The organism is Streptomyces sp. NPDC090442 (assembly GCF_044769405.1).
Lineage (GTDB): Bacteria > Actinomycetota > Actinomycetes > Streptomycetales > Streptomycetaceae > Streptomyces.
On the sequence record NZ_JBIVXW010000070.1, the window covers coordinates 22718 to 48536 of the forward strand.

17 protein-coding genes are annotated in these 25819 nt (G+C 74.8%); 9 read left to right on the top strand and 8 right to left on the bottom strand.

The window, feature by feature from the left end; all coding sequences use genetic code 11:
- The first annotated feature begins 49 nt into the window (after window positions 1-49).
- Complete coding sequence (locus ACIQU6_RS35085; protein WP_403485769.1) at window positions 50-4720, top strand: hypothetical protein; 4671 nt, start codon at window positions 50-52, stop codon at window positions 4718-4720.
- 37 nt (window positions 4721-4757) lie between these two features.
- Here the strand turns inward: ACIQU6_RS35085 and ACIQU6_RS35090 are convergent, their stop codons facing one another.
- Window positions 4758-5561, bottom strand: a complete 804-nt coding sequence (locus ACIQU6_RS35090) for an IclR family transcriptional regulator (RefSeq protein WP_403485770.1) — start codon at window positions 5559-5561, stop codon at window positions 4758-4760.
- A 165-nt stretch (window positions 5562-5726) separates the two neighbouring features.
- On the opposite strand from ACIQU6_RS35090, the gene ACIQU6_RS35095 reads away from it, so the two are divergent.
- The gene (locus ACIQU6_RS35095) at window positions 5727-6056 is read left to right on the top strand and encodes a bifunctional 3-phenylpropionate/cinnamic acid dioxygenase ferredoxin subunit (RefSeq protein WP_403485771.1); all 330 of its coding nucleotides are present in this window, start codon (window positions 5727-5729) and stop codon (window positions 6054-6056) included.
- 28 nt (window positions 6057-6084) lie between these two features.
- Here the strand turns inward: ACIQU6_RS35095 and ACIQU6_RS35100 are convergent, their stop codons facing one another.
- Complete coding sequence (locus ACIQU6_RS35100) at window positions 6085-6468, bottom strand: hypothetical protein (protein WP_403485772.1); 384 nt, start codon at window positions 6466-6468, stop codon at window positions 6085-6087.
- 373 nt (window positions 6469-6841) lie between these two features.
- Here ACIQU6_RS35100 and ACIQU6_RS35105 point away from each other — a divergent pair, with 373 nt between their 5' ends.
- The 5 genes from ACIQU6_RS35105 to ACIQU6_RS35125 all read left to right on the top strand — a co-directional run bounded on the left by ACIQU6_RS35105 (window position 6842) and on the right by ACIQU6_RS35125 (window position 12250).
- Window positions 6842-9571, top strand: a complete 2730-nt coding sequence (locus ACIQU6_RS35105) for a nitrate- and nitrite sensing domain-containing protein (RefSeq protein ID WP_403485773.1) — start codon at window positions 6842-6844, stop codon at window positions 9569-9571.
- The gene (locus ACIQU6_RS35110; protein ID WP_274917326.1) at window positions 9568-9993 is read left to right on the top strand and encodes a roadblock/LC7 domain-containing protein; all 426 of its coding nucleotides are present in this window, start codon (window positions 9568-9570) and stop codon (window positions 9991-9993) included. Before ACIQU6_RS35105 ends, ACIQU6_RS35110 begins: the two co-directional genes overlap by 4 nt.
- Before the next feature lie 31 nt (window positions 9994-10024).
- Entirely contained in the window at window positions 10025-10438 is a 414-nt protein-coding gene (locus ACIQU6_RS35115) for a DUF742 domain-containing protein (protein WP_403485774.1), read from the top strand.
- 119 nt (window positions 10439-10557) lie between these two features.
- Complete coding sequence (locus ACIQU6_RS35120) at window positions 10558-11424, top strand: alpha/beta fold hydrolase (protein ID WP_403485775.1); 867 nt, start codon at window positions 10558-10560, stop codon at window positions 11422-11424.
- A 214-nt stretch (window positions 11425-11638) separates the two neighbouring features.
- The gene (locus ACIQU6_RS35125; RefSeq protein WP_403485776.1) at window positions 11639-12250 is read left to right on the top strand and encodes a GTP-binding protein; all 612 of its coding nucleotides are present in this window, start codon (window positions 11639-11641) and stop codon (window positions 12248-12250) included.
- A gap of 163 nt (window positions 12251-12413) precedes the next feature.
- On the opposite strand, the gene glpK is transcribed toward ACIQU6_RS35125, so the two are convergent.
- The 4 genes from glpK to ACIQU6_RS35145 form a co-directional block, all read right to left on the bottom strand.
- Window positions 12414-13991, bottom strand: a complete 1578-nt coding sequence (gene glpK, locus ACIQU6_RS35130) for a glycerol kinase GlpK (protein ID WP_403485777.1) — start codon at window positions 13989-13991, stop codon at window positions 12414-12416.
- 307 nt (window positions 13992-14298) lie between these two features.
- A complete protein-coding gene (locus ACIQU6_RS35135; protein ID WP_403485778.1) occupies window positions 14299-16035 on the bottom strand; it encodes an EAL domain-containing protein in 1737 nt (578 codons plus the stop codon).
- A gap of 129 nt (window positions 16036-16164) precedes the next feature.
- Window positions 16165-17022: a M15 family metallopeptidase gene (locus tag ACIQU6_RS35140; protein WP_403485779.1), complete on the bottom strand. Its 858-nt coding sequence runs from the start codon at window positions 17020-17022 to the stop codon at window positions 16165-16167.
- Window positions 17023-17101: 79 nt separating this feature from the next.
- Complete coding sequence (locus tag ACIQU6_RS35145) at window positions 17102-19507, bottom strand: TIM-barrel domain-containing protein (protein ID WP_403485780.1); 2406 nt, start codon at window positions 19505-19507, stop codon at window positions 17102-17104.
- Window positions 19508-19784: 277 nt separating this feature from the next.
- On the opposite strand from ACIQU6_RS35145, the gene ACIQU6_RS35150 reads away from it, so the two are divergent.
- Together ACIQU6_RS35150 and ACIQU6_RS35155 are read left to right on the top strand one after the other, a co-directional pair.
- Window positions 19785-21809: an acetoacetate--CoA ligase gene (locus ACIQU6_RS35150; RefSeq protein ID WP_403485781.1), complete on the top strand. Its 2025-nt coding sequence runs from the start codon at window positions 19785-19787 to the stop codon at window positions 21807-21809.
- Window positions 21810-21954: 145 nt separating this feature from the next.
- On the top strand, window positions 21955-22881 hold the full coding sequence (locus ACIQU6_RS35155) for a hypothetical protein (protein WP_403485782.1): 927 nt from the start codon (window positions 21955-21957) through the stop codon (window positions 22879-22881).
- Window positions 22882-22975: 94 nt separating this feature from the next.
- Here the strand turns inward: ACIQU6_RS35155 and ptsP are convergent, their stop codons facing one another.
- Both ptsP and ACIQU6_RS35165 read right to left on the bottom strand, forming a co-directional pair.
- A complete protein-coding gene (gene ptsP / locus ACIQU6_RS35160; protein WP_403485783.1) occupies window positions 22976-24646 on the bottom strand; it encodes a phosphoenolpyruvate--protein phosphotransferase in 1671 nt (556 codons plus the stop codon).
- A gap of 80 nt (window positions 24647-24726) precedes the next feature.
- A complete protein-coding gene (locus ACIQU6_RS35165) occupies window positions 24727-25176 on the bottom strand; it encodes a PTS glucose transporter subunit IIA (protein WP_274917340.1) in 450 nt (149 codons plus the stop codon).
- Between the last annotated feature and the right edge of the window lie 643 nt (window positions 25177-25819).

Genomic DNA, 25819 nt, shown 5'->3' on the forward strand with positions numbered 1-25819 from the left:
GCCGCCCCTCCCGCCCACCGACCCACCCACACACCAACGAGAGTCCGCCATGTACGAGCTGTCCCGGGTCCGCCTCTACTCCATCGGGCCGGCCGGTGCGCGCTATGCCGACACCGTGCTGGACCTGCGCGGGGTCGGCGCACCGGTGCCGCAGCCGGCCCCCGCCCAGGCGGACTTCTTCGAGGACGAGCCGGTCGGTCCGCCGCGCCGCCCGGCCCCGGCCGGCGTGCTCTTCCTGGAGAACGGCGGCGGCAAGTCCGTCCTGCTGAAGCTGATCTTCTCGGTGATGCTGCCCGGCCACCGCAACACCCTCGGTGGCGCCAGCTCCGGCGTGCTGCGGAAGTTCCTGCTGGCCGACGACTGCGGCCACGTCGCCCTGGAGTGGCAGCACGTCGTCACCGGTGAGTCCGTCGTGGTCGGCAAGGTCAGCGAGTGGCGCGGCCGCCAGGTCTCCAACGACCCGCGCAAGTTCGCCGAGGCGTGGTACAGCTTCCGGCCCGGCCCCGGCATGAGCCTGGACTCCCTCCCGGTCGCCGAGGCCACCCTGGTCCGCCCCCGCACGGAGAGCGGCGAGGGCGGCTCCGGCGCGCACGGCCGGCGCCGCACCATGAAGGGCTTCCGCGACGCGCTCACCGACGCCGGCAAGAACTACCCGGGCCTCGACGTGGTCTGGGAGGAGGTCCACGAGCGCTGGAACGAACACCTCGGCGACCTCGGCCTGGACCCCGAACTCTTCCGCTACCAGCGGGAGATGAACGCCGACGAGGGCGAGGCGGCCGGCCTCTTCGCGGTCAAGAACGACTCCGACTTCACCGACCTGCTGCTGCGCGCGGTCACCGACACCCGGGACACCGACGGCCTCGCCGACCTCGTGCACGGCTTCGCCCACAAGCTGGGCCGGCGCGCCGAGCTGACCGCCGAACGCGACTTCACCGCCGGTTCGTTGGACCTGCTCTCCAAGATCGCCGAGTCCGCCGAGGCCCGCCACCTGGCCCGCGAGGTGCACACCGGAGCCGAGCGCCGCACCCGCGCCCTGGCCCACCGGCTGCACGCCCGCGGCACCGAGGAGCGCGGCCGGGCGGCCGAGTTGGCCGAGGCGGTGGCCGGCGCCGCACACCGGGTCACCGACGCCGAGCGCACCCGCGGGCGCCGCGCCCTGGTCTCCGCCGAACTCGCCTACCGGCACGCCTCGTTGGCGCTGGCCGCCGCCGAGAAGGGTGCCGCCGCCCAGCGCCGCGAGCTCAACGACGCCCGGACCCTGCACAGCGCCTGGCAGGCCGCCGAGATCGCGCTGCGGCACCGCGCCGCCGCCGACCGCTCCGCCCGGGTCGCCGCCGCCATCCGGGAGGCCGAGCGGGACGCCGCCCCGGCGCTGGCCGCCCGCGCCACCGCCGCCGCCGACCTGGTGCGCGCCCTGCAGCGCGCCGCCGAGGCCAGCGAACTCCTCGCGGGCGAGGGCGAGGAGCGGTCCGCCGCCCTCCAGGAGGCCGGCGAGTCGGCCCACCGCGACGCCACCTCCGCCGCCACCCACGCCCAGCGCGCCCGCAGCGAGGCCGACCACCTCAAGCAGCGGCTCGCCGAGGTCGCCGAGGAGACCGCCGAGGCGGTCCGCGCCGGCTGGCTCGACGGCAGCACCCCGGACGCCGACCCGGCCCGCGCCGCGCTCGCCGCCTCCGACGCCGAGAAGACCGCCGTCGAGGCGTGGGACGTCGCCCGCGAGGCCGCCCGGCAGGCCACCGACCGGGCCCGCGAGGCCACCGCGCGGCTCTCCGCCGCCGAGCTCGCCGCGGCCCGCGCCGAGGACGCCGCCCAGGCCGCCGAGCGCGCCCACGACGCCGAGCGCCGGGCCGCCGAGTCGATCGGTGCCGAGCAGCGGCTCACCGAACTCCTCGGCCTTCCCGAGGCGTCGGCGATCGCCCTGCCCGGCCCCCGCACGGCCGACGGCGCCGGGTCCCCCGCCCCGCGCCGCCCCGCCGGGCCGCTCACCGCCGAGGAGTTGGACCGCAGCGCCGACGCCCTGCACGAGCTGCTGGAGGGCGGTGTCGCGGCCGCCGAGCGCCAGTTGTTCGAGCTGCGCACGGCCGCCGCCGACGACGCCCGCATCCTGGGCGCGCTGGGTGACGGCGGGCTGCTGCCGCCCGGACCGGACGTGCTGGCCGCCGTGGAGTTCCTCGGCGAGCAGGGCGTCCCCGCGCTGCCCGGCTGGCGCTATCTCGCCCAGTCCGTCGACCCGGCCGACCACGTCCGGGTGTTGGCCGCCCGCCCCGAGCTCGTCGACGGCGTGATCATCACCGACCCGGACACCCACGCCCGGGCCCGCGAGGTGCTGGCGCAGGCCGCGCTGCTGCCGCGCTCCGCCGTCGCGGTGGGCACCGCCGCGGCGCTGCTGGCACCCACCCCGCCCCAGGAAGCCGAGGACACCGGCGTCTTCCTCGTGCCGCCCAACCCGGCCATGCACGACGAGTCCGCCGCCGACGAGGAGCGCCGCGCGCTGCGCGCCCGCGCCACCGAACGGGACGGGGAGATCCGGTCGTTGGCCGCCCGGCTCGCCGGCGACCGCGCGCTCGCCGCCCGCCTCGGCTCCTGGCGCGCCGGCTGCCCGGCCGGCCGGCTCACCGAGCTCGCCGAGGCCGCCGAGGCCGCCCGGACGGCCGCGGAGGAGGCCGCCGCCGAGCTGGCCGAGGCCCGCGCGGCCCGCGCCGAGACCGACGAGACCGCCACCGAGGCCACCCGGGTGCGCGACGAGCGGCAGGAGGCCGCCCAGCGCGCCCGGCGCGCCGCCGACCTGCTCGCCGGCCTCGCCCACCGGCTCCGCGAGCGCGCCGGCTGGCAGTCCCGGATGCGGGAACTGGCCGACGAGGCGGCGGAGTTCGAGGCCCGCGCCGAGGAGTGCGTGGACCGCGCCCGGGTCGCCGACGAGGACCGCCGGGCCGCCCAGCGGGCCGCCGACGACGCCCGCCGCACCGCCAGCGCGCTGCGCGCCGAGCGCGCCGAGATCGCCGGCGTCCCCGACGACCTCGGCGAGTCCCCGGAGGAGCCCGGCACGTCGCTGCCCGCGCTCCGCGAGGCGTACCGCGCGGCCTCCCAGCTCTACGAGAAGGTCGGCGTCGGCGCCGATCTCCGCGCCGAGCAGGCCCGCGCGGAGGGCGACGAGTCCGCCGCGCTGGCCGAGTTGAACCGCCTCACCAACAAGGTCCGTACCCGCGCCGAGCAGTTGCTGCAGAGCCCGGACGCGGCCGACGGCCCGTCCCGGCAGGCCGCCGCGGCCCGCGCCGAGTCGCTGGTGCAGATGCTGGAGACCCGCGCCTCGACCGCCAGCGAGCAGCTCGGCCGGCTGCGCGGCGAGGCGGAGCGGCTGGCGCCCACCGACGGTGAGGCGCACACCGAGCTGCCCGAGGAGCTGGTGCCCGCCGACGCCGAGCGGGCCAAGGAGTTGCTGCGCACCGCGGGCGCCGAACTGGCCACCGCCACCGAGGCACTTGAGGCCGCCCGCGGTGAGCACGAGGAGCTGCTGCGCGCGCACCGCGCGGCCGAGGACGCGGCCGGCGGCTTCGACGAGACCGCCGCGCTGCTGCGCGATCTGTTGCGGGACCACCAGGACGGCGAGGAGGGCGCCGAGGCGTCGATCGAGCCGTACGCCGGCAGCCTCGCCGAGGCCCGGCAGGCGGCCGCCGAGTCCCGCCGCTCGCTGCGCGGCTGCGCCGCCGACCTCTCCGCCGCCGAGTCCGCGGTCCGCGAGGCCGCCGACGTCCTCGTCCGGCACGCCAACTCCACCCGCTACGAGCAGGTGCGCACCCCGGCCCGCCAGCAGATCCGCGAGCTGCCCGCCGCGGCGCTGCCGGACCACGCCGTCAAGTGGGCGGAGGCGTTCGCGCCCCGACTGCGGGTGCTCACCGACGAGTTGGCGCAGTTGGAGCGCAACCGCGACTCCATCGTGGACCGGCTGCGCGGCCTGGTGGAGTCCTCGTTGACCACGCTGCGCTCCGCGCAGCGACTCTCCAGGCTGCCCGAGGGGCTGGGGGAGTGGTCCGGCCAGGAGTTCCTGCGGATCCGCTTCGAGGACCCCGATCAGGCCACGCTCACCGAGCGGTTGGGCGAGGTCATCGACGAGGCGACCCGCGCGGCGGTGAAGAAGAACAGCGATCTGCGCCGGGACGGGATGTCGCTGCTGCTGCGCGGGGTGCAGGCCGCGCTCCAGCCGCGCGGGGTGGCGGTGGAGATCCTCAAGCCGGACGCGGTGCTGCGGGCCGAGCGGGTGCCGGTCGGGCAGATGGGCGACGTGTTCTCCGGTGGCCAGTTGCTCACCGCCGCCATCGCCCTGTACTGCACGATGGCGGCGCTGCGCAGCAACGACCGGGGCCGCGACAAGCAGCGGCACGCCGGCACGCTGTTCCTGGACAACCCCATCGGTCGCGCCAACGCCACCTACCTGCTGGAGCTCCAGCGCGCCGTCGCCGACGCGCTGGGCGTCCAACTCCTCTACACCACCGGCCTGTTCGACACCACCGCGCTCGCGGAGTTCCCGCTGGTCATCCGGTTGCGCAACGATGCGGACCTGCGCGCCGGCCTGAAGTACATCAGCGTCGAGGAGCATCTGCGCCCGGGTCTGCCGCAGGCGGACCCGTCCGACGAGACGGTGCACGGGCAGATCACCGCGACCCGGATGTACCGCCGCCCGGAGGAGCCGGCGGCGGAGACGGCCGGGTCGGTGAGCGGCTGAGCGGGCCGCCGCGCCCGGGGCGGCCGCCGCGCCGGTCTCAACCGCCGTACCCCAAGCGGCGGGAGAGGTCGGCGGCGGCCGCCACCGCCGCCTTCGCCAGCTCCGGCAGGCGGTCCGGGGCCATCCGGTAGGCCGGCCCGGAGACCCCGATCGCCCCGGTCACCGTGCCGTCGTAGGCCCGGACCGGCGCCGCGACGGCGTTCAGCCCGGTCTCGAACTCCTCGATGGTGCGGGCGAATCCGTCCTCGACGGCGGCGGTGAGCTGCTCCCGCACGGCGGTCGGGGCGGTCAGGGTGTTCCCGGTCAACCGTGCCAACTTGCGGCCGAGCAGGGCGTCCCGGCGTTCCTGGGGCAGGTGGGCCAGCAGGACCTTGCCGCTGGCGGTGGCGTGCAACGGGGTGCGGCGGCCCAGCCAGTTGAAGGCGGTCACCGCGGCCGGGCCCCGGGCCTGCATGATGTTGACCGCGGCATCGCCGTCCAGCACGGCGATGTTGGCGGTCTCGCCGGTCTCGTCGGCCAGCGCCCGGCACACCGGCTGCCCCTCCTGCGAGATGTCGAGCCGGATCGCCGCCGCGCCGGCCAGCCGCAACACCCCGGCGCCCAGGAAGTACTTGCCGCGCTCCCGCTCCTGCTCCACCAGGCCGCGGTGCTCCAGCACGCCCAGGATGCGGAAGGCCGTCGACTTGTGGACGCCCAACTCGTCGGCGAGCTCGGTGACTCCGGCCTCGCCCAGCCGGGCCAGGCTCTCCAGCACGCTCACCGCGCGGTCCACGGACTGCACGGAGCCGGCTCCGCGGCGCTCCTCGGCGCGGTCCTGGGGCGTATCGGTCGTGTTCGCCATGGCTCTTCGCCTCACTACCCGTTGCCCCCGACGGGCACGTCCTGGGGCCGCTGTCCGGGAAGCCCTTGACGGGGCGCTCCTCGGCTTGGATTCTGTTGCGCATCGCGAGATGCGATGCGCGATTCACAACGATGTCATGATACCGATCAGCGTGAGGGGGGCCAGATGTTTGCCGTCTGCCGCATCGAGGAACTGCCGGTCGGCGAGTCCGTCCGGATCGAGATCGACGCCGCCACACCCGCCATCGCCGTCTTCCACACCGAGGACGGGCTCTACGCCGTCGACGACCTGTGCAGCCACCAGGACGCCTCGCTCTCCGAGGGCTGGATCGAGGGCTGCTACGTCGAATGCCCGCTGCACGCCGCGCTGTTCGACCTGCGCACCGGCGCGCCGACCTGCCTGCCCGCCCGCCGCCCCGTCCGCACCCACGAGGTCGACGTCCTGGACGGGATGATCCACGTCCGACCCGCGGTGCGCGAGGAGGCGGTGGCCTGACCGCCCGAGCGGCCGGCCGCCCGGACCGTCAGGCCGCCGCGCGGTCCGTCCGCCCGCTCTCCTCCGCCGGCTGCCCGCGCCCCCTGCGCCGGGCCTCCCGGCGCTCCCGCCGCAACTCCCGGGCGGTGCTGCTCGGTTCGGACCGCACCCCGAACCGCTGGACCCAGACCTGACGGGTCACCCAGACGTCCAGCACCGCCCAGGTGGCGACGATCGTGCCGGTGACCGTGGCCAGCACCGCCGGGAACGCGAACCACGACCGCGCGAGCGTGCACAGAAAGGCCACCATGGCCAGGATCAGGGTGACCGCCACGATGATGACGGCCCGCACCGCCGCCGTGCGCACCGGGTCGGCCATCCGCCGCCGGGTCGCCGGCTCCTCCTGCCACAAGGGACGCCTGTCGCCGCCCATCGCGTCACACTCCCCGCACTCGCCCGGGCCCCGTCCCGGCCTGCCCGACTCCTCGGTGGCTGCCCGGATTTCCTCGGATACATGCCACAACGGTCGGCCTGCTGTCCACCCCAGGGTCCCTCACCTCCGCCACGCAGCGGGGTGCGCGAAGGCATCCGGGAACCACCGCACCGGCCGCGCGCCCGGGTGGCCGTGGACACACTCGGCGCCCGCCCGTCCGGGCATCGCCGGACAACTCGTGACGTTCCCGCCCCGCCCGTCGCCCCCGCCGCTCCGCCGGGCCTACGGATCGGCCCCCCGAGAGTAGTAGGCTCGCGCCGCTGTTGACGGAAACACCACCCCCGCGTACGCCGGGGTTGACGTAGGGGAGGCCATGCGCTTTCGCGGGAGGTCGGTCCGCCGGAAGATCGTGGCGCTGTTGCTCGTGCCGCTGGTGTCCCTGACGGCTATGTGGGGCGTGACGACCTATGTCACCGGACGGCAGGCCAACGAACTCCTCGACGTCGGCAACGTCGTGCGGGGCCTCGGCTACCCGGTCGAGGACGTCATCCAGGGCCTGCAGCGCGAGCGCCGCCAGAGCCTGCTCTACCTCGCCGACCGCCGCGGCGCCAACGCGCTGACCGAACTGCGCAACCAGGCCCGCGCCACCGACGACGCGGTGACCCGCCTGCACGACGACGTGGACGTCCAGGACGTCCGCTCGGACCTCTCCGGCGAGGCCACGAACCGCGTCGATGAGCTCGTCAAGGGCCTGGACGGCCTAAAGGCCCTGCGCACCCAGGTCGAGGAGAACCGGCTCAGCCGCATCGAGGCCATGGAGTCCTACGACACCCTGGTCGACCCCGGCTACGACCTGCTCGCCGCCCTCCACGCCCTGGAGAACGTCGAGATGGACAAGCAGGGCCGCGCGCTGGTCAACGTCACCCGCGCCCGCGAGGCGCTCTCCCGCGAGGACGCCCTGATGTCCGCGATCCTCGCCTCCGGCAGCATCACCAAGCGCGACCAGCGCGACCTCATCGACCGGATCGCCGAGCGCCGCATCCTCTACAGCACCAACCTCTCGCTGCTGCCGGCCAACGACCGCAACATCTACGAGGATTACTGGCACTCCGCCGCCACCCGCGAACTCATCTCCTACGAGAACCGGGTGGTCTCCGCCGACCCCGCGACCGCCGCGCACGCGGTCGACGCCGACCGCTGGAACACCGCCGCGGAGAAGGTCCTCGGCGACCTCGGCCAGATGGGCCGGGACGCCGGCGACCGGTACCAGGAGCGGGTCGCGCCGATCGCCACCCGGATCGTGGTCAAGGCCGTCGCCACCGGCGTCCTCGGCTTCCTCGCCCTGCTCGTCTCGGTCGTCGTCTCGCTGCGGATCGGCCGCCGGCACGTCCGCGACCTGACCCGGCTCCGCAAGACCGCGCACGAGGTCTCCGGCGTCCGACTGCCCAGCGTGATGCGCCGGTTGGCGGCCGGCGAGCGGGTCGACGTGGAAATCGAGGCGCCCCGGCTGGAGTTCGGCCCGGAGGAGACCGGCCAGGTGGGCCAGGCGCTCAACACCCTCCAACGGGCCGCCGTCGAGGCGGCCGTCAAACAGGCCGACATGCGCCGCGGCGTCTCCGAGGTGTTCGTCAACCTCGCCCGCCGCAGCCAGGTCCTGCTGCACCGCCAACTGACCCTCCTGGACGCCATGGAGCGGCGCACCGAGGACACCGACGAACTCGCCGACCTGTTCCGGCTCGACCACCTGACAACCCGCATGCGGCGGCACGCCGAAGGCCTGGTCATCCTCTCCGGCGCCGCCCCCTCTCGGCAGTGGCGCAAGCCGGTCCAGCTCATGGACGTGGTGCGGGCGGCGGTCGCCGAGGTCGAGGACTACGAGCGGATCGAGGTCCGCCGGCTGCCGCGGCTCGCGGTGGACGGCCCCGCGGTCTCCGACCTGACCCACCTGATCGCCGAACTCCTGGAGAACGCCACCGTGTTCTCCCCGCCGCACACCGCCGTCCAGGTACACGGCCAACGGGTCTCCAACGGCTACGCCCTGGAGATCCACGACCGCGGCCTGGGCATGGCGCCCGAGCAACTGCTGGACGCCAACCTCCGGCTCGCCGAGACCCCCGAGTTCGAGCTCTCCGACACCGACCGGCTCGGCCTGTTCGTGGTCAGCAGGCTCGCCCAGCGGCAGGGCGTGCGGGTCTCCCTCCAGCCCTCGCCGTACGGCGGCACCACCGCCGTGGTCCTCGTCCCCGGTGCGCTGCTCACCGAGACCGGCGAGGGCACCCGCGAGATCGCCCCGGAGACCGCCGGGGCCAAGGCCGCGCCGGAGGAGGACGCCGGCGATCCGCTCGCCCAGGTACCGGTGCCGCTGCCGCGCCGCGCCCGTCGGGGCGAGCTCGACGGCCCGGTCGAACCGGAGGCGCCGCTACCGGAGATCGGCCGGGACGCGACGGACGCCGACGGAGCGGGCGCCGCGTCCCGCGGTCGGGCCCGCGGCCGCGGGAGCCGGGGGCCGTCCGGCGCCCCGCGCCGCCCGCGCGCCGTCCCCAAGCCGTCCCCCGTCCCGTCCGGCGAGCAGCACCAACAGGCCGGCGACCAGACGCCGTCCGGCGGTCTCGCCCCGCTGCCGCGCCGCCCCCGCCCGCCGGTCCTGGTCTCCGACCACGGCCGCACTGTGGACGATGCCCGGGCCCGGGACGATGCCGGGTTCGCGGACGGCGACGCCCGGACTCCGGACGAACCGGGCGGAACGGAGGGCCCGTTGGAGTCCGCGAAGCCGCCGGCCGTCGAGCGGCCCGGCGCCGAGCCGCCGGCCACCACGCCCAAGGGCCTGCCCCGCCGGGTCCGGCAGGCCAGCCTCGCCCCCCAGCTCAAGACCGACCCGACCGCCGAACCCCCGGCGGAGCGGCCGGCCGCACCGGCCGACGACGACCGGGACGCCGCGGCGGTCCGGGCCCGGATGGCCTCGCTCCAGCGCGGCTGGCAGCGCGGCCGCCGGGAGAACGACGAGGGCCCGCACGCCCTCACACCCCCGGACCCGAGTGCCGAGGACGGCGCCACCGGGGGCGCAACCGCACCACGAACCACATCGGGAGAGGACGGTCCATGACCGCACCGAAGGCATCCGCTTCCACCGCAGTCTCGCCGCACGGATCCGGGGAGTTGAACTGGCTCCTGGACGAGCTGGTCGAGCGGGTCGGCAGCATCCGCAAGGCGCTGGTCCTCTCCAGCGACGGCCTGGCCACCGGCGCCTCCAAGGACCTCACCCGCGAGGACAGCGAGCACCTGGCCGCGGTCGCCTCCGGCTTCCACAGCCTCGCCAAGGGCGTCGGCCGGCACTTCGACGCCGGGCAGGTCCGCCAGACCATGGTCGAGCTGGACGACGCGTTCCTGTTCGTCAGCGCGGCCGGCGACGGCAGTTGCCTGGCGGTGCTCGCCGACGCCGACTCCGACGTCGGGCTGATCGCCTACGAGATGACCCTGCTCGTCAAGCGCGTGGGCACACACCTGGGCACCGCGCCCCGGTCCTGACCGGCCGGCCGAGTACGACTACGGTGACGCCATGACCGATCAGGAGGACCCGCCGACGCCGGAACGGCATCCGGCCCGGTGGTTCGACGACGACGCGGGCCCGGTCGTCCGCCCGTACGCGATGACGCGCGGGCGCACCCGCACCGACGCCGAGGGGCGGTTGGACCTGATCGCGCTGGTCATCGCGGAGAGCCGGGCCGAGGGGACCATCGTCGACCAGACGCTCTCCCCGGAGCACGTGGACATCGTCGAGCTGTGCCGCGAGACACCGCAGTCGGTCGCCGAGCTGGCGGCCGAGTTCGACCTGCCGGTCGGCGTGGTCCGGGTGCTCATCGGCGATCTGCTGGACGCCGGGCTGGTGCACGTCACCCGCCCGGTGCCGCCGGCCGAACTGCCGGACGAGCAGGTGCTGCGCGAGGTCATCGACGGCCTGCGCGCGCTCTAGCGCCCGTCCGAGGGGCACCAGGGTCGGACCGGCCCTGGGCCCGGCCCGGAAGCCAACTCCCGCCGCCCGCCCGACCCTTGAGGGCGGGCGGCCCCGTATCCGACCCAGGAGCCGCCGTCATGGCCGACGCCACCCCCTTCGAGCGCCCGCGGATCACCGTGGGGCCGCACACCTTCGACGCGCTGGCCTGCGGCCCGGCCGACGGCGAGCTCGTCCTGCTGCTGCACGGCTGGCCCGAGTTCGCCGACTCCTGGAGCGCGCTGCTGCCCGCCCTCGGCGCCGCCGGCTACCGCGCCCTCGCCGTCGACCAGCGCGGCTACTCGCCGGCCGCCCGCCCGCCGCGGATCGCCGACTACGCCGTCCCCGAACTCGTCGCGGACGCCCTCGCGTTCGCCGACGCCCAGGGCGCCGACCGCTTCCACCTCGTCGGCCACGACTGGGGCGGCCTGGTCGCCTGGGCGCTGGCCGGCGCCCACCCCGAACGGCTGGCGTCGCTGACCGTGCTCGCCACCCCGCACCCCGAGGCGCTGAACCGCGCCGCCGCCGGCGACCCGGAACAGCACCACCGGCTGGACTACGTCCGCTTCTTCCGCCGCGACGACGGCGCGGCGGAGTCCGCCCTGCTCGCCGACGCGGCGGCCCGGCTGCGCGCCGCCTACGGCGGCAAGGTGCCGGCGGAGCTGGTCGAGGCCAACGTCCGGCGGCTGTCCGAACCGGGCGCGCTGACCGCGACGTTGAACTGGTACCGCGCCCCCGAGGCGGTGATCTCCGTCCCCGCCGGGCGGATCGCCGCGCCCACGCTCTTCCTGTGGGGCAGCGAGGACATCGCCCTGGGGCGGCGCGCCGCCGAGTCGACGGGGGAGTGGGTGGACGGCCCGTACCGCTTCGAGGCCCTGGAGGGCGTCAGCCACTGGCTGCCCGAGGAGGTCCCCGCGCTCGTCGCGCCCGAGATCCTCGACCACCTCGCCGGCAACCGACTGGGCTGAACCACCCGCAGGACGGCCCCATTTGATGCGGTTGGCGGCCTTGGCCCGGTGGCCGGAACCGGTCCGCGCACACCTCAAGTGGGCGTCCCACGACCGACGTTGTACGGTGCACTGGCGGACCGCCCTCGGCGGTCGCCCGGCATCCGGGCCGCCTCGTGCTGCTCCGGTGCCCCACGGTCCACCGCGTCCCCGGCACGTCAGGAGAAGGAATCCCATGGTCTTCGGGCGTGCTGAGCGCCGTCGCCAGTCTGCCCCGGCCGAGCCGGTGACGCTCAAGATCCTCGTCGCCGGCGGATTCGGCGTCGGCAAGACCACCCTGGTGGGCGCGGTCAGCGAGATCCGGCCGCTGCGGACCGAGGAGCATCTGACCGAGGCCGGCCGGCCGGTCGACGACCTGCACGGCGTCGAGGCCAAGTCCACCACCACCGTGGCGATGGACTTCGGCCGGATCACCGTCCACGACGCCCTGGTCCTCTACCTCTTCGGCACCCCCGGCCAGGACCGTTTCTGGTTCCTGTGGGACGAGTTGGCCCGCGGCGCGCTCGGCGCGGTGGTGCTCGCCGACACCCGCCGCCTGGAGGACAGCTTCGCCGCCATCGACTACTTCGAGCGCCGCGGCCTGCCCTTCGTCGTCGCCGTGAACTGCTTCGACGGCGCCGACCGCTACCCGGCCGAGTCCGTCCGGGACGCCCTGGACCTCGATCCCGGGGTGCCGGTGCTGCTCTGCGACGCCCGGGTCCAGGGCTCCGCGCGGGACGTGCTGGTCGCCGTCGTCGAGCACGCGATGCAGCGCAGCGCCCAGCAGCCGGAGCCCGCGCTGCCCTGACCCCTCGGCGGCACCGTACCCACGCTTCCCTGACAGGGCGCGGAAGTACGGCCCGTACCCCGCCGCCCGGGGCACGGGCCGTACACTTACGGGCCGGCGCATCGGCGCGCCGGATCGGGACCGACCAGGGCTCCGCGTCGGGACCCCGGATCAGGGTGCCAGTTCAGGGCGCCGGATCGGGTTCCGGAGCGCCGTCCGGGGTCAGCCAATCCAGGCTCCGCGCCACCGCCCGGCGCCAGTTGGCGTACTCCCGCTCCCGGGCCGCCGCCTCCAGCCGCGGCGTCCACTCGGCGTCCGGCTGCCAATGGGACCGCAGCTCGTCCAGGTCCTGCCACACCCCGGTCGCCAGTCCGGCCGCGTACGCGGCGCCCAGGCAGGTGGTCTCGGTGACCACCGGGCGGATCACCGGCACCCCCAGCACATCGGCCTGATGCTGCATCAGCAGTCCGTTGGCGGTCATCCCGCCGTCGGCCTTCAGCCGGGTGATCGGCACCCCCGAGTCCTGGACCATCGCGTCCACCACCTCGCGGGTCTGCCAACTGGTCGCCTCCAACACCGCCCGCGCCAAGTGGGCCTTGGTGACGTAGCCGGTCAGCCCGGTGATCACCCCGCGGGCGTCGGCGCGCCAGTACGGCGCGAACAGGCCGGAGAACGCCGGGACGACATAGGCGCCGCCGTTGTCCGGGACGCTCGCCGCCAGCGGCTCGATGTCGGCCGCCGACGCGATCAGCCCGAGCTGGTCGCGGAACCACTGCACCAGCGCGCCCGTGACGGCGATCGAGCCCTCCAGGCAGTAGACGGGCCGCTCCCCGCCGAGCCGGTAACCCACCGTCGTCAGCAGCCCGTTCTTCGACTCCACCGGGCGGTCGCCGGTGTTCAGCAGCAGGAACGAGCCGGTGCCGTAGGTGTTCTTGGCCTCGCCGACGCCGTAGCACGCCTGCCCGAAGACCGCCGCCTGCTGGTCGCCCAGTGCCGACGCCACCGGCACGCCGGCCAGTTGACCCACCGCCGTCCCGTACACCTCGGCCGACGACCGGATCTCCGGCAGCACCGCCTCCGGTATCCGCATCGCCGACAGGAGCGCCGGGTCCCACTGGAGGGTGGTCAGGTCCATCAGCAGCGTGCGGCTGGCGTTGGTCACGTCCGTGACGTGCACCCCGCCGTCGGTGCCGCCGGTCAGGTTCCAGATCAGCCAGGAGTCGATGGTGCCGAACGCGATCTCGCCGCGCTCGGCGCGGGCCCGCAGCCCCGGCACCGCGTCCAGCAGCCAGGCCGCCTTCGGTCCGGAGAAGTAGCTCGCCAGAGGCAGCCCGGTGGTCCCCCGGAAGCGGTCCTGCCCGTCCGCGCCGCCCAGTTCGGCGCAGAGCCGGTCGGTGCGGGTGTCCTGCCAGACCACGGCGTGGTGGACCGGCTCGCCGGTGGCCCGGTCCCACAGCACCGTGGTCTCCCGCTGGTTGGTGATGCCCAGCGCGCTCAACTGGTCGGCCCGCAGGCCCGCCTGGGCCAGCGCGCCCGCCACCACGTCCCGCACCTTCGCCCAGATCTCGCCGGCGTCGTGCTCCACCCAGCCGGGCCGGGGGAAGATCTGCCGGTGCTCGCGCTGGTCGACGGCGACCACCGCGCCGGAGCGGTCGAAGACGATGCAGCGGCTGGACGTGGTGCCCTGGTCGATCGCGGCGACGTAGCTGCCGTCCGCCGCGCCCCGCCGGCTCCTCGACGGTGCGGTGCGCTGGCTGGTCATCGGTCATGCCTCCCGACGTGCCGGCTGGTCCCGGCCCGATCCCGCGGCCCGCCCCGGCCGCCGGCCCGGGCGTCCCGTCCACCGTCAGAACATCGCCGCGTACCCCTCGACCCGAACGGGATCAGGACCGCGGTACCGATCACCGCACCGACGCGGACATCCCCGTCGGCGTACACGGCGGCTCCCTCGCTCTTGCCCGGGGCGGGCCCCGGTCCCCGTGCTGGGTGCGTGCCATGCCCGGGCGCGGCGGTGCCCGCGGGCATCCGGCGACCGGCAACCGGAAGTGTTCTCCGCCGGTGGGGGAGCGTCAAGGTCGTGCGCCGCTCCCGGTTTCCGCACCGCTGCCCGCGCCCGCCCGGTCCGCCGCCTCCGCCGGTGCCGGCACCCGCGCGTCCGCCCCGCGCCGCACCTCGGTGCGCTCGGTGCCCGGGCGCCCCACCACCCAGCTCGCGCCCGGCAGTTCCTTGGCTGCCTTCTTCAACGGCGCCAGTGCGGCCGCCGCCGCCCCGTGGCCGGTGACGCTGCCCGGCGGACAGACCACCGTCGCCAGCGACAGCGTCACCGGCATCGCGCCCGCCGCCCAGGCCACGTCCAACAGCGCCGCGGCGAACGGCTCCAGCCCGTCCGGCTCGGCCAGCACCAGGAAGTCGTCCCCGCCGATGTGCCCCACCCGGCTGGCCGGCTCGGCGGCCGCCACCTCCGCCAGCGTCCGGCCCACCGCCCGGATCAGCTCGTCGCCCGCCGCGAACCCCGCCCCGTCGTTGACCTGCTTGAACCCGTCCACGTCCAGCCAGCTCAGCGCGAACTCCCGCCCCTCGGCGATCCGCCGGTCCACCTCCCCGTTGACCGCGTCCGAACCGGGCAGTCGGGTCAGCGGGTTGAGCCGGGCCGCCTCCTCCACCCGGCTCTCGGCCAGCGCCCGCAGGATGTCGGCGAGGTGCACCACCCCGATGCACCGGCCACGCTCGTCCACCACCGCCACGTCGTCCCCGGTGCGGGCCCGCTCCCCGTCCGCGATCACGTCCAGCACCTGCCAGGCGGTGGCGTCCACCCCGACCGTCCGCGGCCGGTCCGCCAGCCGCAGCGCCGGCCGGTCCGCGTACAGCGCGTGCCCGTAACGCCCGGAGAGCGACAGCAGGAAGCGGTCCCGGTGGATCGCCCGCACCGGCACCCCGTCCGCGTCCACCAGCAGCACCCCCGACACCTCGGGGGAGCCGGTCAGATGGTTGCGCACCGCGTCCGCCGACGCCGACATCGGCAGCAGCGCCGCCGGTTGCAGGAACTGCGCCACCGGCGGGCCGGACGGCGGGCGGTACGGCGCCGGCCGGCCACCCACCGGCGCCGGCTGCGGGACCGGCAGGTACACCTCCGCCGCCGCCCGCCGCGACGGCGGCGCGAACAGATGCCCCTGCGCCAACTGCACCCCGGCCTCCCGCACCGCCGCGTACTGCCGCTCGGTCTCCACCCCCTCGATCGCCAGCAGCCCGCCCACCCGCTCGCACAGTTGCCGCATCGCGGCCACCGCCGCCTGCCGCCCCGGATCGCGCTCCAGCCGCACACACAGCGAACGGTCCAACTTGACCAGGTCCGGCGCCAGTTCACCGAGCAGCCGGAGCGGCAGATCGCCGTCCCCGACGCCGTCCACGCAGATCCGGTACCCCTCGTCCCGCAGCCCCGCCACCGCCGCCCGCAGCTCCCGCTCGGGCACCTCGGTGAACGGGCCGACCAGATCCAGGGTGATCTCCCAGGGCCGACGCCCCACGTCCCGCACCGCCTTGCCCAGCGGCATCAGCTCCGGCCGCTGCGCGACCGTCCCGGCGCACACGTTGACGTGCAGCGGCAGCAGCGTCTCCTGCTCCGCCGCGGCCCGGACGGCGAGCGCGGCCACCTCGGCGTCCAGGTCGGGGGCGCGTCTGGCACAGGTCAACACGTCGACGTCGCCGTCCTCGTGGCGGGCGAGCGGCTCCAGCGCGGCGACCGAGCCGGTCGCGAGGTTCACCACGGGCTGGAAGGCGAAGCGGAGCTGGTCGGTCCAGGCAGGCACGAGGAGCAGGATGCCGCCCCACGAGCACCCGTGGCGCCTCGTTCACGCACTGTTCACGCACCCTTCCGGAGCGTGCGGCGGCGGGGCGTCAACAGGCCGCGCGGTAGCGATTATTGACGAAACGTCACCTCATCGGTGTCGCAGCGAACTCCGCGCGATCGGGAAGTCGAAATAGGTGTCCGGAAACGTCTCCGGCGTGAAGGTGTAGTGCCACCACTCGGGCGCGTAATTGACGAACCCGGCCCTCTCCAACCCCGCCTTCAGGAACAGCCGGTTCGCCCGCTGCTGTCCCCGGATCCGCGGATCGAGGGTGTGCGCGAGGGTGTCGAAGCAGTCGAAGCCGGTCCCCATGTCCAGCGAACTGTCCGGGAAACGGGCCGCCTTCGGGGCGAAGCACGAGGACAGCGGCTCCCCGGGCACGTACGGCCGGGTCGGCAGCGCCGGCAGCGGCACCAGCGTCAGATCGACCGTACTGCCCCTGCTGTGCCCGGACTTCTCCGCGATGTACCCGTCCCGGAACAGCACCGACTTGTCCACCCGCGGATAGAACTCGGCCTTCATCCGCTGGTCGGAGAGGTCCTTCGCCCACGCCACGAAGTGGCTCACCGCCCGCTGCGGGCGATAGCAGTCGTAGACCTTCAGGGAGTAGCCGCGGCGCAGGAAGGAGAGCTGCGCGCGGTGCAGCGCCCGCGCCGCGTCCCGGGTCAGGATGCACATCGGCTCGCGGTACCCCGTCGCCGGCACCCCCAGGAAGTCGTGCCGGGTGGCGTACCGGATCTCCTGGATGATCGTGGGGTCGACGTCGCGCAGCGCCACGAACTCCGGCGGCGCCTTGGGGTCGTGGGCCCGCACGCCGGCCCCGTCGCGCGGTGCCGACGGCGGTACGCCCCCGCTGCCCGCCTCGGCGCTCGACGGGACGGCGACCACGGTCAACAGGGCGGCGGCAGCGGCGACCAGGCCGCGCCACGTAGCAGCAAGTCTCGGCATGCCCCTCGTCTACCAGGCGCGGCGGGCACGAGGGAAGCCATCTGCCCCGCCTCCCTAACGGTCCCGCCCCGCCGCCCCGTTACCCGTCCCCCTCCCCGGCCAGCCCCCGCACCCGCACCGGATACCCCACCGGCCCCCCGTCCCGCCGCTCCACGACCACCCTGCCGCCCTCCAGCCGCGTGCTGAACCGCGCCACCTCCGGCCGCCGCCAGCCGTCCCCGCAGTCCGGCACCACCAGCCCCGTGCCCGGCCGCCCGGCCACCGGCGCCCACACCTCCAGCTCCGTCCCGCCGTCCGCGCCCACCACCGGCACCACCGAACCGGCCCGCGCCAGCACCGGAATACGGGACAGCGGCGCCGCCACCCGCACCCGGCCCGGCCCGTCGTACGCCCGCCCGGTGGCGGTGTCGTACCACCGGCCGCGCGGCAGCCGCACCGCCCGCCGCACCGCCCCCGCCTCCCACACCGGCGCCACCAACAGCGCGTCCCCCAACAGGAACGCGTCCTCGCACTCCCGCAACGCCCGGTCCCGCGGCGCGCTCCACCACACCGGACGCACATACGGCGCCCCCGACAGCCGCGCCAACTGCCCCAACGTCACGAAGTACGGCAGCAACCGCTCCCGCTCCCGCAGCGCCGCCGCCGCGTGCTCCGCCACCTCCGCCCCGAACTCCCACGGCTCCCGCCGTCCCGCCCACAACGCCGAATGCGTCCGGAACAGCGGCAGGTACGCGCCCAGTTGGAACCACCGCAGATACAGCTCCGGCGACGGCACCCCCGAGAACCCGCCCACGTCGGGCCCGCTGTACGGCACCCCGCACAACCCCAGCCCCAACACCAGCGCCAACGACGCCCGCAGCCCCGGCCACCCGGTCGCCACGTCCCCCGACCAGGTGCCCCCGTACCGCTGCAGCCCCGCCCACCCCGACCGGGAGAACAGGAACGGCCGCTCCCCGGGCCGCAGTTCACACAGCCCCTCGAAGGCGGCCCGGGCCATCGCCAACCCGTAGACGTTGTGCGCCTCCCGGTGGTCACCGCCCCGCCCCTCCAGGTCGTGCCGCGCCGACCGGGGCAGCGTCGCCTCCCCGAACGCCGCGAACGACACCGGCTCGTTCATGTCGTGCCAGAACCCCGCGAACCCCTGCGCCAACCGCTCCGCGTACAGCGCGCCCCACCACTTGCGCACCCGCCCGTCGGTGAAGTCCGGATACACCGACTCGCCCGGCCACACCACCCCCCGCACCACCCGCCCCCGCGCGTCCCGCACGAAGGCGTCCACCGCCGCCCCGCCGTCGTACACCGCGTTCCCCGGCTCCGCCTTCACCGCCGGGTCCACGATCGACACCAGGCGCACGCCCTGCTCCCGCAACTCCCCGGCCAGCCCCGGAAGATCGGGGAACCGCTCTTGGTCCACGGTGAACACCCGATGGCCGTCGTAGTGGTCGATGTCCAGATGGACCGCCGACAGCGGCAACCCCCGCTCCCGGTAGCCGGCCACCACCCGCCGCACCTCGTCCGCCCCGCCGAACCCCCACCGGGCGTGCTGATACCCCAGCGCCCAACGGGGCGGCAGCGCCGGCGCACCCGTCAGCGCCGTCCACCCCTGGAGCACCCGGGCCGGCGTCCCCGCCAACACCCAGTAGCGCAACGGCCCGCCGTCCACCCGCACTTCACAGGTGCCCGGCCGGTCATGCCCGGAACCGGCGCCCTCCGCGCCCTCGCGCAGCGTCACCCGGCCGTCCCAGGAGTTGTCGTGGAACACCAGGTGCGTCCCCGCGTCGGCCACCACCAACTGCACCGGCATCGCCAGATACAGCGGATCGTCCTGCGGCCCGAACGCGCCGCCCGGATCGGTGTTCCACAGCCGGTACACCCCGTCCCGCAGCCGCGGACCGCCGGCCCGGCCGCCCAGCCCGAAGAACCGCGCGTCCGCCGCCACCTCCGACCGCTGCACCCACCGCGACCCGGCCGCCCCCTCGCCCCCGGCCCCCTCCGCACCGTCCCCGGACGCCTCCGCCCGGTCCCACCAGCGCGGCGGCAACTCCCGCCGCAGCATGGCCCCGCCCGGCGTCCGCACCTCCACCGCACCGAACCGCGACACCACCACCAGCACCCGCTCCGAGACGACCCGCCAGCCGCCCTCCGTGTCCGGCTCCAGCACCGCCCGCGGGTCCACCTCCGGACACGCCCCGGCCAGCGCGTACGACGGCTCGGGACAGGCCCCGTCCCACCCGCAGAACACCGCGCCGCCCACCGCGACCCGCACCCGCAGCGACGACCGCGCGAAGCGGATCACGCCGCCACCGGGCAGCGGCTCCGCCCCGTGGGCCGTCCCCGGCACCCGCGCCCGCTCCGCACCCCGCCGTGGCAACGCCCGCGCATCCGCTCTGCTCCGACGCCACGCCGCACGCACGGCCCGCAGCCCCTGCGCCGGCCCGACCGCCCTGACCATCCGTACCGACCGCCCCAGATCACGCCCGTTCATGCCGGTCAGCCTGCCACCGACGGCTCCGCGCGGGGGAATCGTTCAACTGTCGTTCACCTGACCACGGCCAACCGGCCACATCCCGCCCGCACCGCATCCCCGAATGCCCGCCCCACCCCGGGGACGCCCCCGCCACCGGCGAATGTGACCAGACCACCCTGGTGCCCGACCCGATCACATGGCATCGTCCCAACAAGCCGATCACGCGCACCACCGGGCGACCCCCGCCACGGCGCGCGACCGTCGCCCACGACGCGTAACCGCCAGGAGCCGCATCATGACCACCGCACCGCACTCCGCCGCCCAGCCGACACCGGAACCCCTCTGGCAGCCCGGCCCGGACCGGATCGCCGGCGCACAGGTCACCCGCTTCCACGCCTGGGCCGCCACCCACCACGGCGCCCCCGCGCCCACCCCCGGCGACCCCGCGGCCAGCTACGCCGCCCTGCACCGCTGGTCCGTCGACCAACTCCCCACCTTCTGGGGCGCCGTGGCCGCCTGGTTCGACGTCCGCTTCGCCACCCCCTACGACACCGTCCTCGCCGACCGCACCATGCCCGGTGCCCGCTGGTTCCCCGGCGCCACCCTCAACTACGCCGAACACGCCCTGCGCGCCGCCGAGGACCCCGCCCGCGCCGACACCCCCGCCCTCCTCCACGTCGACGAGCGCCAGGAACCCGCCCCCCTCACCTGGGCCGAACTCCGCACCCAGGTCGGCTCGCTGGCCGCCGCCCTCCGCCGCCTCGGCGTCCGCCCCGGCGACCGCGTCAGCGGCTACCTCCCCAACATCCCCGAGGCCGTCGTCGCCCTCCTCGCCACCGCCGCGGTCGGCGCCGTGTGGACCTCCTGCGCCCCCGACTTCGGCGCCCGCAGCGTCCTGGACCGCTTCCAACAGGTCGAGCCCGTCGTCCTGTTCACCGTCGACGGCTACCGCTACGGCGGCAAGGAGCACGACCGCCGCGACACCGTCGCCGAACTCCGCGCCGCACTGCCCACCGTGCGCGCCACGGTCCACGTCCCGCTGCTCGGCACCCCCGCCCCCGAAGGCGCCCTGAACTGGTCCGACCTGACCTCGGACGACACCCGACCGGTCTTCGAGCAGGTCCCCTTCGACCACCCGCTGTGGGTCCTGTACTCCTCCGGCACCACCGGCCTCCCCAAGGCCATCGTCCAGTCCCAGGGCGGCATCCTCCTCGAACACCTCAAGCAGGCCGGCCTGCACTGCGACCTCGGCCCCGACGACCGCTTCTTCTGGTACACCTCCACCGGCTGGATGATGTGGAACTTCCTGGTCGGCGGCCTGCTGGTCGGATCCACGATCGTCCTCTACGACGGCAGCCCCGGCCACCCCGACGTCTCCGCCCAGTGGCAGGTCGCCGCCGCCACCCGCGCCACCGTCTTCGGCACCTCCGCCGCCTACGTCATGGCCTGCCGCAAGGCCGGCCTGCACCCGGCCCGCGACCTCGACCTGTCCACCGTCACCTGCGTCGCCACCACCGGCTCCCCGCTGCCGCCCGACGGCTTCCGCTGGCTCCACGACACCTTCGCCGAAACCGGCACCGACCTGTGGACCGCCTCCGTCAGCGGCGGCACCGACGTGTGCAGCTGCTTCGCCGGCGCCGTCCCCACCCTCCCCGTCCACATCGGCGAACTCCAGGCCGCCTGCCTGGGCACCGACCTCCAGGCATGGGACCCCCAGGGCAAGCCCGTCATCGACGAGGTCGGCGAACTCGTCGTCACCAACCCCATGCCGTCCATGCCCACCCGCTTCTGGAACGACCCCGACGGCACCCGCTACCACGACAGCTACTTCGACACGTACCCCGGCGTCTGGCGGCACGGCGACTGGATCACCCTCACCTCCCGCGGCAGCGTCGTCATCCACGGCCGCTCCGACTCCACCCTCAACCGCCAGGGCGTCCGGATGGGCTCCGCCGACATCTACGAGGTCGTCGAGCGCCTCCCCGAGATCCGCGAGTCCCTCGTCATCGGCCTCGAACTCCCCGACGGCGGCTACTGGATGCCGCTCTTCGTCCACCTCGCCCCCGGCGCCACCCTGGACGACGCCCTGCGCGACCGCATCAAGCGCACCATCCGCGAACAGCTCTCCCCGCGCCACGTCCCCGACGAGATCATCGAGGCCCCCGGCGTCCCGCACACCCTCACCGGCAAGCGCATCGAGGTCCCCGTGAAGCGCCTCCTCGCCGGCACCCCCCTCGAAAAGGCCGTCAACCCCGGCTCCGTCGACGACCTCGAACTCCTCCGCTTCTACGAGCGGATCGCCGCCGACCGCGCCACGTGACCGCGCCCCGGCGCCGGCGGTCCCAACGCCCCGGCGCCGGGCCGCCGTTGTCAGACCCCCCGATTACTCTCGGTGACGAGGTCGCTCGACGACCCACACCGACCGTGCACGCACACCCCGCCGTGCACCCACCGAGGGGGAAGCCATGACACCCACCACCCGACCCACGCCCCACCCCGCCGACCACCCGCTGCGCCGCGAACTCCCCAGCACCGCCGCCGTCCTGGCCGACGCCCGCGCCTTCGCCGCCATGCGCCGCTACCGCTCCTTCCCGTTCGACGACCACCGCGGCTACCTCCACCAGTTGGAGACCCTGCTGCGCACCCTCGCCGCCCAGGGCGTGCACACCACCCTCTGCCTCTTCGACCCGGCCGCCTACGCCCGCTACTGCGCCGACCACGGCCTCGCCCCCGACGACCCCGGCAGCCGCAGCCGTTACACCGCCGCCGTCGCCTGCACCGGCGCCACCATCCCCTACGACGGCGCCCCGCTCGACCACCTCCTGCCGTTACTCACCGAGGAGGCCGCCCGCCAGGCGTCCTGGGACCGCGCCACCGCCCTCCTGGCCCGCGCCGGCCGCTGCACCACCTGCGGCCAGGACCTCGCCCACGCCGCCTTCACCCGCGCCACCACCGCCCTCCAACACCTCCTGACGGCCCTGGGGGAGGGCACCCACCACCTCGTCTGCACCCTCCCCGACACCACCGGCCCGCTCCGCGCCTACCTCCAGGTGACCACCACCCCGCCCGGCCGCCCGCCCCAACTCCCCGAATCCGAAACGCTCGTCTTCTGCACCGTCCTCGCCGCCGCCCTGGCCCGCCCCGACACCGGCGCCCTCGTCTGCCGCACCACCCCCGTCCCCGACACCCCCACGGACGACCCCACCACCCCCGCCACCGTCCGCGGCTGGCGCCTGCGCGACGCCTGGCCCGCCCCCATCACCGCCGCCGAGATCTTCGACGCCTACTGCACCGACCCCGAAACCGACGAACCCATCCCGCCCGAGCCCGGCGTCGACCACGCCCCCGGCCTGCCCCTGCCACCCCCACCCGCCCCGCACTGCCACCCCTGACCCGGCCCCGCCCGCGCACACGAGACGGCCGCCCCGCCAACCAGGCGGGACGGCCGTCCCCAAACACCTCACACGGCGCCGCGCGCCGCCCGGATCACTCCCCGGAGAGCACCGCCTGCGCGGCCGCCCGGGCATCCGCCGCGGTGTCCGCGGCCCGCGCCGCGGCCGCCGCCCGCTCGCACTGCGCCAGCGTGTGCTTGGCCAGCGTCGCCCGCACATACGGAAGCGACGCCGCACCCATCGACAGGCTGGTGACCCCGAGCCCCGTCAACACACACGCCAACAGCGGATCGGAGGCCGCCTCACCGCACACCCCGCAGCTCTTGCCCTCGGCCTTCGCGGCCTCGGCCGAGGCCGCCACGAGGTCCAACAGCGCCGGCTGCCACGGGTCCTGAAGCCGCGACACCGCGCCCACCTGACGGTCCGCCGCAAAGGTGTACTGCGCCAGGTCGTTGGTGCCCAGCGACAGGAACTCCACCTCCTGGAGGATCGACCGGGCCCGCAGCGCCGCCGACGGAATCTCCACCATCGCGCCGAACTTCGCCTGGAGCCCGGCCTCCCGGCAGGCATCCGCGAACGCCTTCGCGTCGATCCGGTCCGCCACCATCGGCGCCATGACCTCAAGGTAGACCGGCAGCCCCTCGGCGGCCTTCGCCAGCGCCGAAAGCTGCGTCCGCAGCACCTCGGGGTGGTCCAGCAGCGTCCGCAGCCCCCGCACGCCCAGCGCCGGGTTCGGCTCGTCCGCCGGCGTCAGGAAGTCCAGCGGCTTGTCCGCCCCGGCATCCAGCACGCGAACCACCACGCGCCCCTCAGGGAACGCCGCCAGCACCTGCCGGTACGCCTCGACCTGCTTCTCCTCCGACGGCGCCCGCTCGCTGTCGTCCAGGAACAGGAACTCCGTGCGGAACAGCCCGACGCCCTCCGCGCCGGCCTCCACCGCCGCCGGCACGTCCGCCGGCCCGCCGACGTTCGCCAACAGCGGCACCTTGTGCCCGTCGGACGTCGCGCCCGGACCGGACGACGCCGCCAGCGCCGCCTTCCGCGCCTCGGCCGCCTGCGTCAGCTCGGCCCGCTTCTCCGCACTGGGGTCGACGAAGACCTCACCGGTGCTGCCGTCCACCGCGATCACGGTGCCCTCGGCGAGCTCACCCGCACCCGGCATCGCCACCACGGCCGGCACCCCCAGCGCCCGCGCGAGAATCGCGCTGTGGCTGGTCGGCCCGCCCTCCTCGGTCACGAAACCGAGCACCAGCGCCGGGTCCAACAGCGCGGTGTCCGCCGGCGCCAGGTCCCGAGCGATCAACACATACGGCTCGTCGCTGTCCGGCACGCCCGGCATCGGCACGCCCAACAGCCGCGCCACGATGCGGTTGCGCACGTCATCGAGGTCGGCCACCCGCCCCGCCAGGTACTCGCCCGCCCCGGCCAGCAGCGCCCGGTACGCGGCGAACGCGTCGTACACCGCCCGCTCGGCCGTGCTGCCCACGACGATCCGCCGCTCGACATCGGCCATCAGCTCGGGGTCCTGCGCCATCATGGCCTGGGCCTCCAGCACGTGCTGGGCCTCGCCACCGGCCAGGTTGCCCCGCGCGATCAGGTCGGCAGCCACAGCTTCCACGGCCTGACGGGCGCGCCCCTGCTCACGCTCCGCCTCCTCCGCCGGAATCTGCTTGGCCGGCGGCTCCAGCACCGCCGTGCCCATGTGCCGCACCTCGCCGATGGCCACGCCGTGGCTCACCCCGACGCCCCGCAGCGTTGTCTCCATGTCACCCGTCTCCGGTTTTGCGGCGGGCCCGGCCGCCGCGGTGGATGTCGTACCTGCCGCCTCGCAACGGCACCCGGCTGCTACTGCCAGGAGAAGAGGGCGTCGCCCGCCTTGATCTCGCCGTCCTCGCGCACCTCGCCGAGCGAGTCCGCGGTGGCCTCCAGCGCGACGACCGGGCACACCGGCGACTTGCCGGCCTCCTCGACCGCGGCCGGGTTCCAGCGCACGACCGCCTGCCCGCGGGTCACGGTGTCGCCCTTGTTCACCAGCAGCTCGAAGCCCTCGCCGTTGAGCTGCACGGTGTCGATACCAAGGTGCGTCAGCACGCCGTGCCCCTCGCCGTCCACGACGACGAACGCATGCGGGTGCAGCGAAACAATGACGCCGTCAACGGGCGAAACCGCCTCCGACGGCTCACGAACGGGGTCGATGGCGGTACCGGGACCCACCATCGCGCCGGAGAAGACCGGGTCCGGCACTGCCGCCAGCCCGATGGCGCGTCCTGCAAGAGGGGACGTCACGGTGGTCATGGGAAACCTCCCAGGGGTGAAGATTCATGAGGCCGCCGCCACTGCCTGTCCCGGGCGGCGCACCGTTGAGAAGCGTAAGTCATAAGAACTGACGGTTCCGCATGACAGAGCCCGGTTGATGCCCACGGCAACCCCACCAGTGCTCCCGCGGTCACGCGGAATCGATTTGCCTCGCCCACACCGCCCCTGTAATGTCTGGGCTCTGCCCCGGACAGTCAGGAAGCGCTTCGGCGTAACCGACTGAGTGGGCGGCACTCCTCAGAGTCATGATCCTGATTCTCGAATCATGCGCTTCTGCATGCCTGCAGAAAAGCGGTGGTCCGGAAGCCGGAAAAGCCCTGATAGAGTGTGAAACACCGAAGGGAAGCGCCCGGCGGAAACCCGAAAGGGAATCCGAAGGAAGCGTCCGTTCCTTGAGAACTCAACAGCGTGCCAAAAGTCAACGCCAGATATGTTGATACCCCGTCTCCCGCATTCGTGGGGGATGAGGTTCCTTTGAAAGTCCTTCCAAGTTTCTTGGGAGGCGCACACAGCGAGGACGCTGTGAACCGCGGGGATTATTCCTCCTTGTGGTTCCGCTCAACGCGAGTGTCTGACCGGATTACCGGTAAACATTCACGGAGAGTTTGATCCTGGCTCAGGA

Bases quoted from the DNA above. Each gene is read 5' to 3' on its own strand.
- ACIQU6_RS35120 (WP_403485775.1), top strand. From the start codon at position 10,558: ATGGCCGACGCCACCCCCTTCGAGCGCCCGCGGATCACCGTGGGGCCG.
- ACIQU6_RS35095 (WP_403485771.1), top strand. From the start codon at position 5,727: ATGTTTGCCGTCTGCCGCATCGAGGAACTGCCGGTCGGCGAGTCCGTC.
- ACIQU6_RS35110 (WP_274917326.1), top strand. From the start codon at position 9,568: ATGACCGCACCGAAGGCATCCGCTTCCACCGCAGTCTCGCCGCACGGA.
- ACIQU6_RS35145 (WP_403485780.1), bottom strand. From the start codon at position 19,507: ATGAACGGGCGTGATCTGGGGCGGTCGGTACGGATGGTCAGGGCGGTC.
- ACIQU6_RS35090 (WP_403485770.1), bottom strand. From the start codon at position 5,561: ATGGCGAACACGACCGATACGCCCCAGGACCGCGCCGAGGAGCGCCGC.
- ACIQU6_RS35155 (WP_403485782.1), top strand. From the start codon at position 21,955: ATGACACCCACCACCCGACCCACGCCCCACCCCGCCGACCACCCGCTG.
- ACIQU6_RS35150 (WP_403485781.1), top strand. From the start codon at position 19,785: ATGACCACCGCACCGCACTCCGCCGCCCAGCCGACACCGGAACCCCTC.
- ACIQU6_RS35085 (WP_403485769.1), top strand. From the start codon at position 50: ATGTACGAGCTGTCCCGGGTCCGCCTCTACTCCATCGGGCCGGCCGGT.
- ptsP (WP_403485783.1), bottom strand. From the start codon at position 24,646: ATGGAGACAACGCTGCGGGGCGTCGGGGTGAGCCACGGCGTGGCCATC.
- ACIQU6_RS35100 (WP_403485772.1), bottom strand. From the start codon at position 6,468: ATGGGCGGCGACAGGCGTCCCTTGTGGCAGGAGGAGCCGGCGACCCGG.
- glpK (WP_403485777.1), bottom strand. From the start codon at position 13,991: ATGACCAGCCAGCGCACCGCACCGTCGAGGAGCCGGCGGGGCGCGGCG.
- ACIQU6_RS35125 (WP_403485776.1), top strand. From the start codon at position 11,639: ATGGTCTTCGGGCGTGCTGAGCGCCGTCGCCAGTCTGCCCCGGCCGAG.
- ACIQU6_RS35115 (WP_403485774.1), top strand. From the start codon at position 10,025: ATGACCGATCAGGAGGACCCGCCGACGCCGGAACGGCATCCGGCCCGG.
- ACIQU6_RS35165 (WP_274917340.1), bottom strand. From the start codon at position 25,176: ATGACCACCGTGACGTCCCCTCTTGCAGGACGCGCCATCGGGCTGGCG.
- ACIQU6_RS35105 (WP_403485773.1), top strand. From the start codon at position 6,842: ATGCGCTTTCGCGGGAGGTCGGTCCGCCGGAAGATCGTGGCGCTGTTG.
- ACIQU6_RS35140 (WP_403485779.1), bottom strand. From the start codon at position 17,022: ATGCCGAGACTTGCTGCTACGTGGCGCGGCCTGGTCGCCGCTGCCGCC.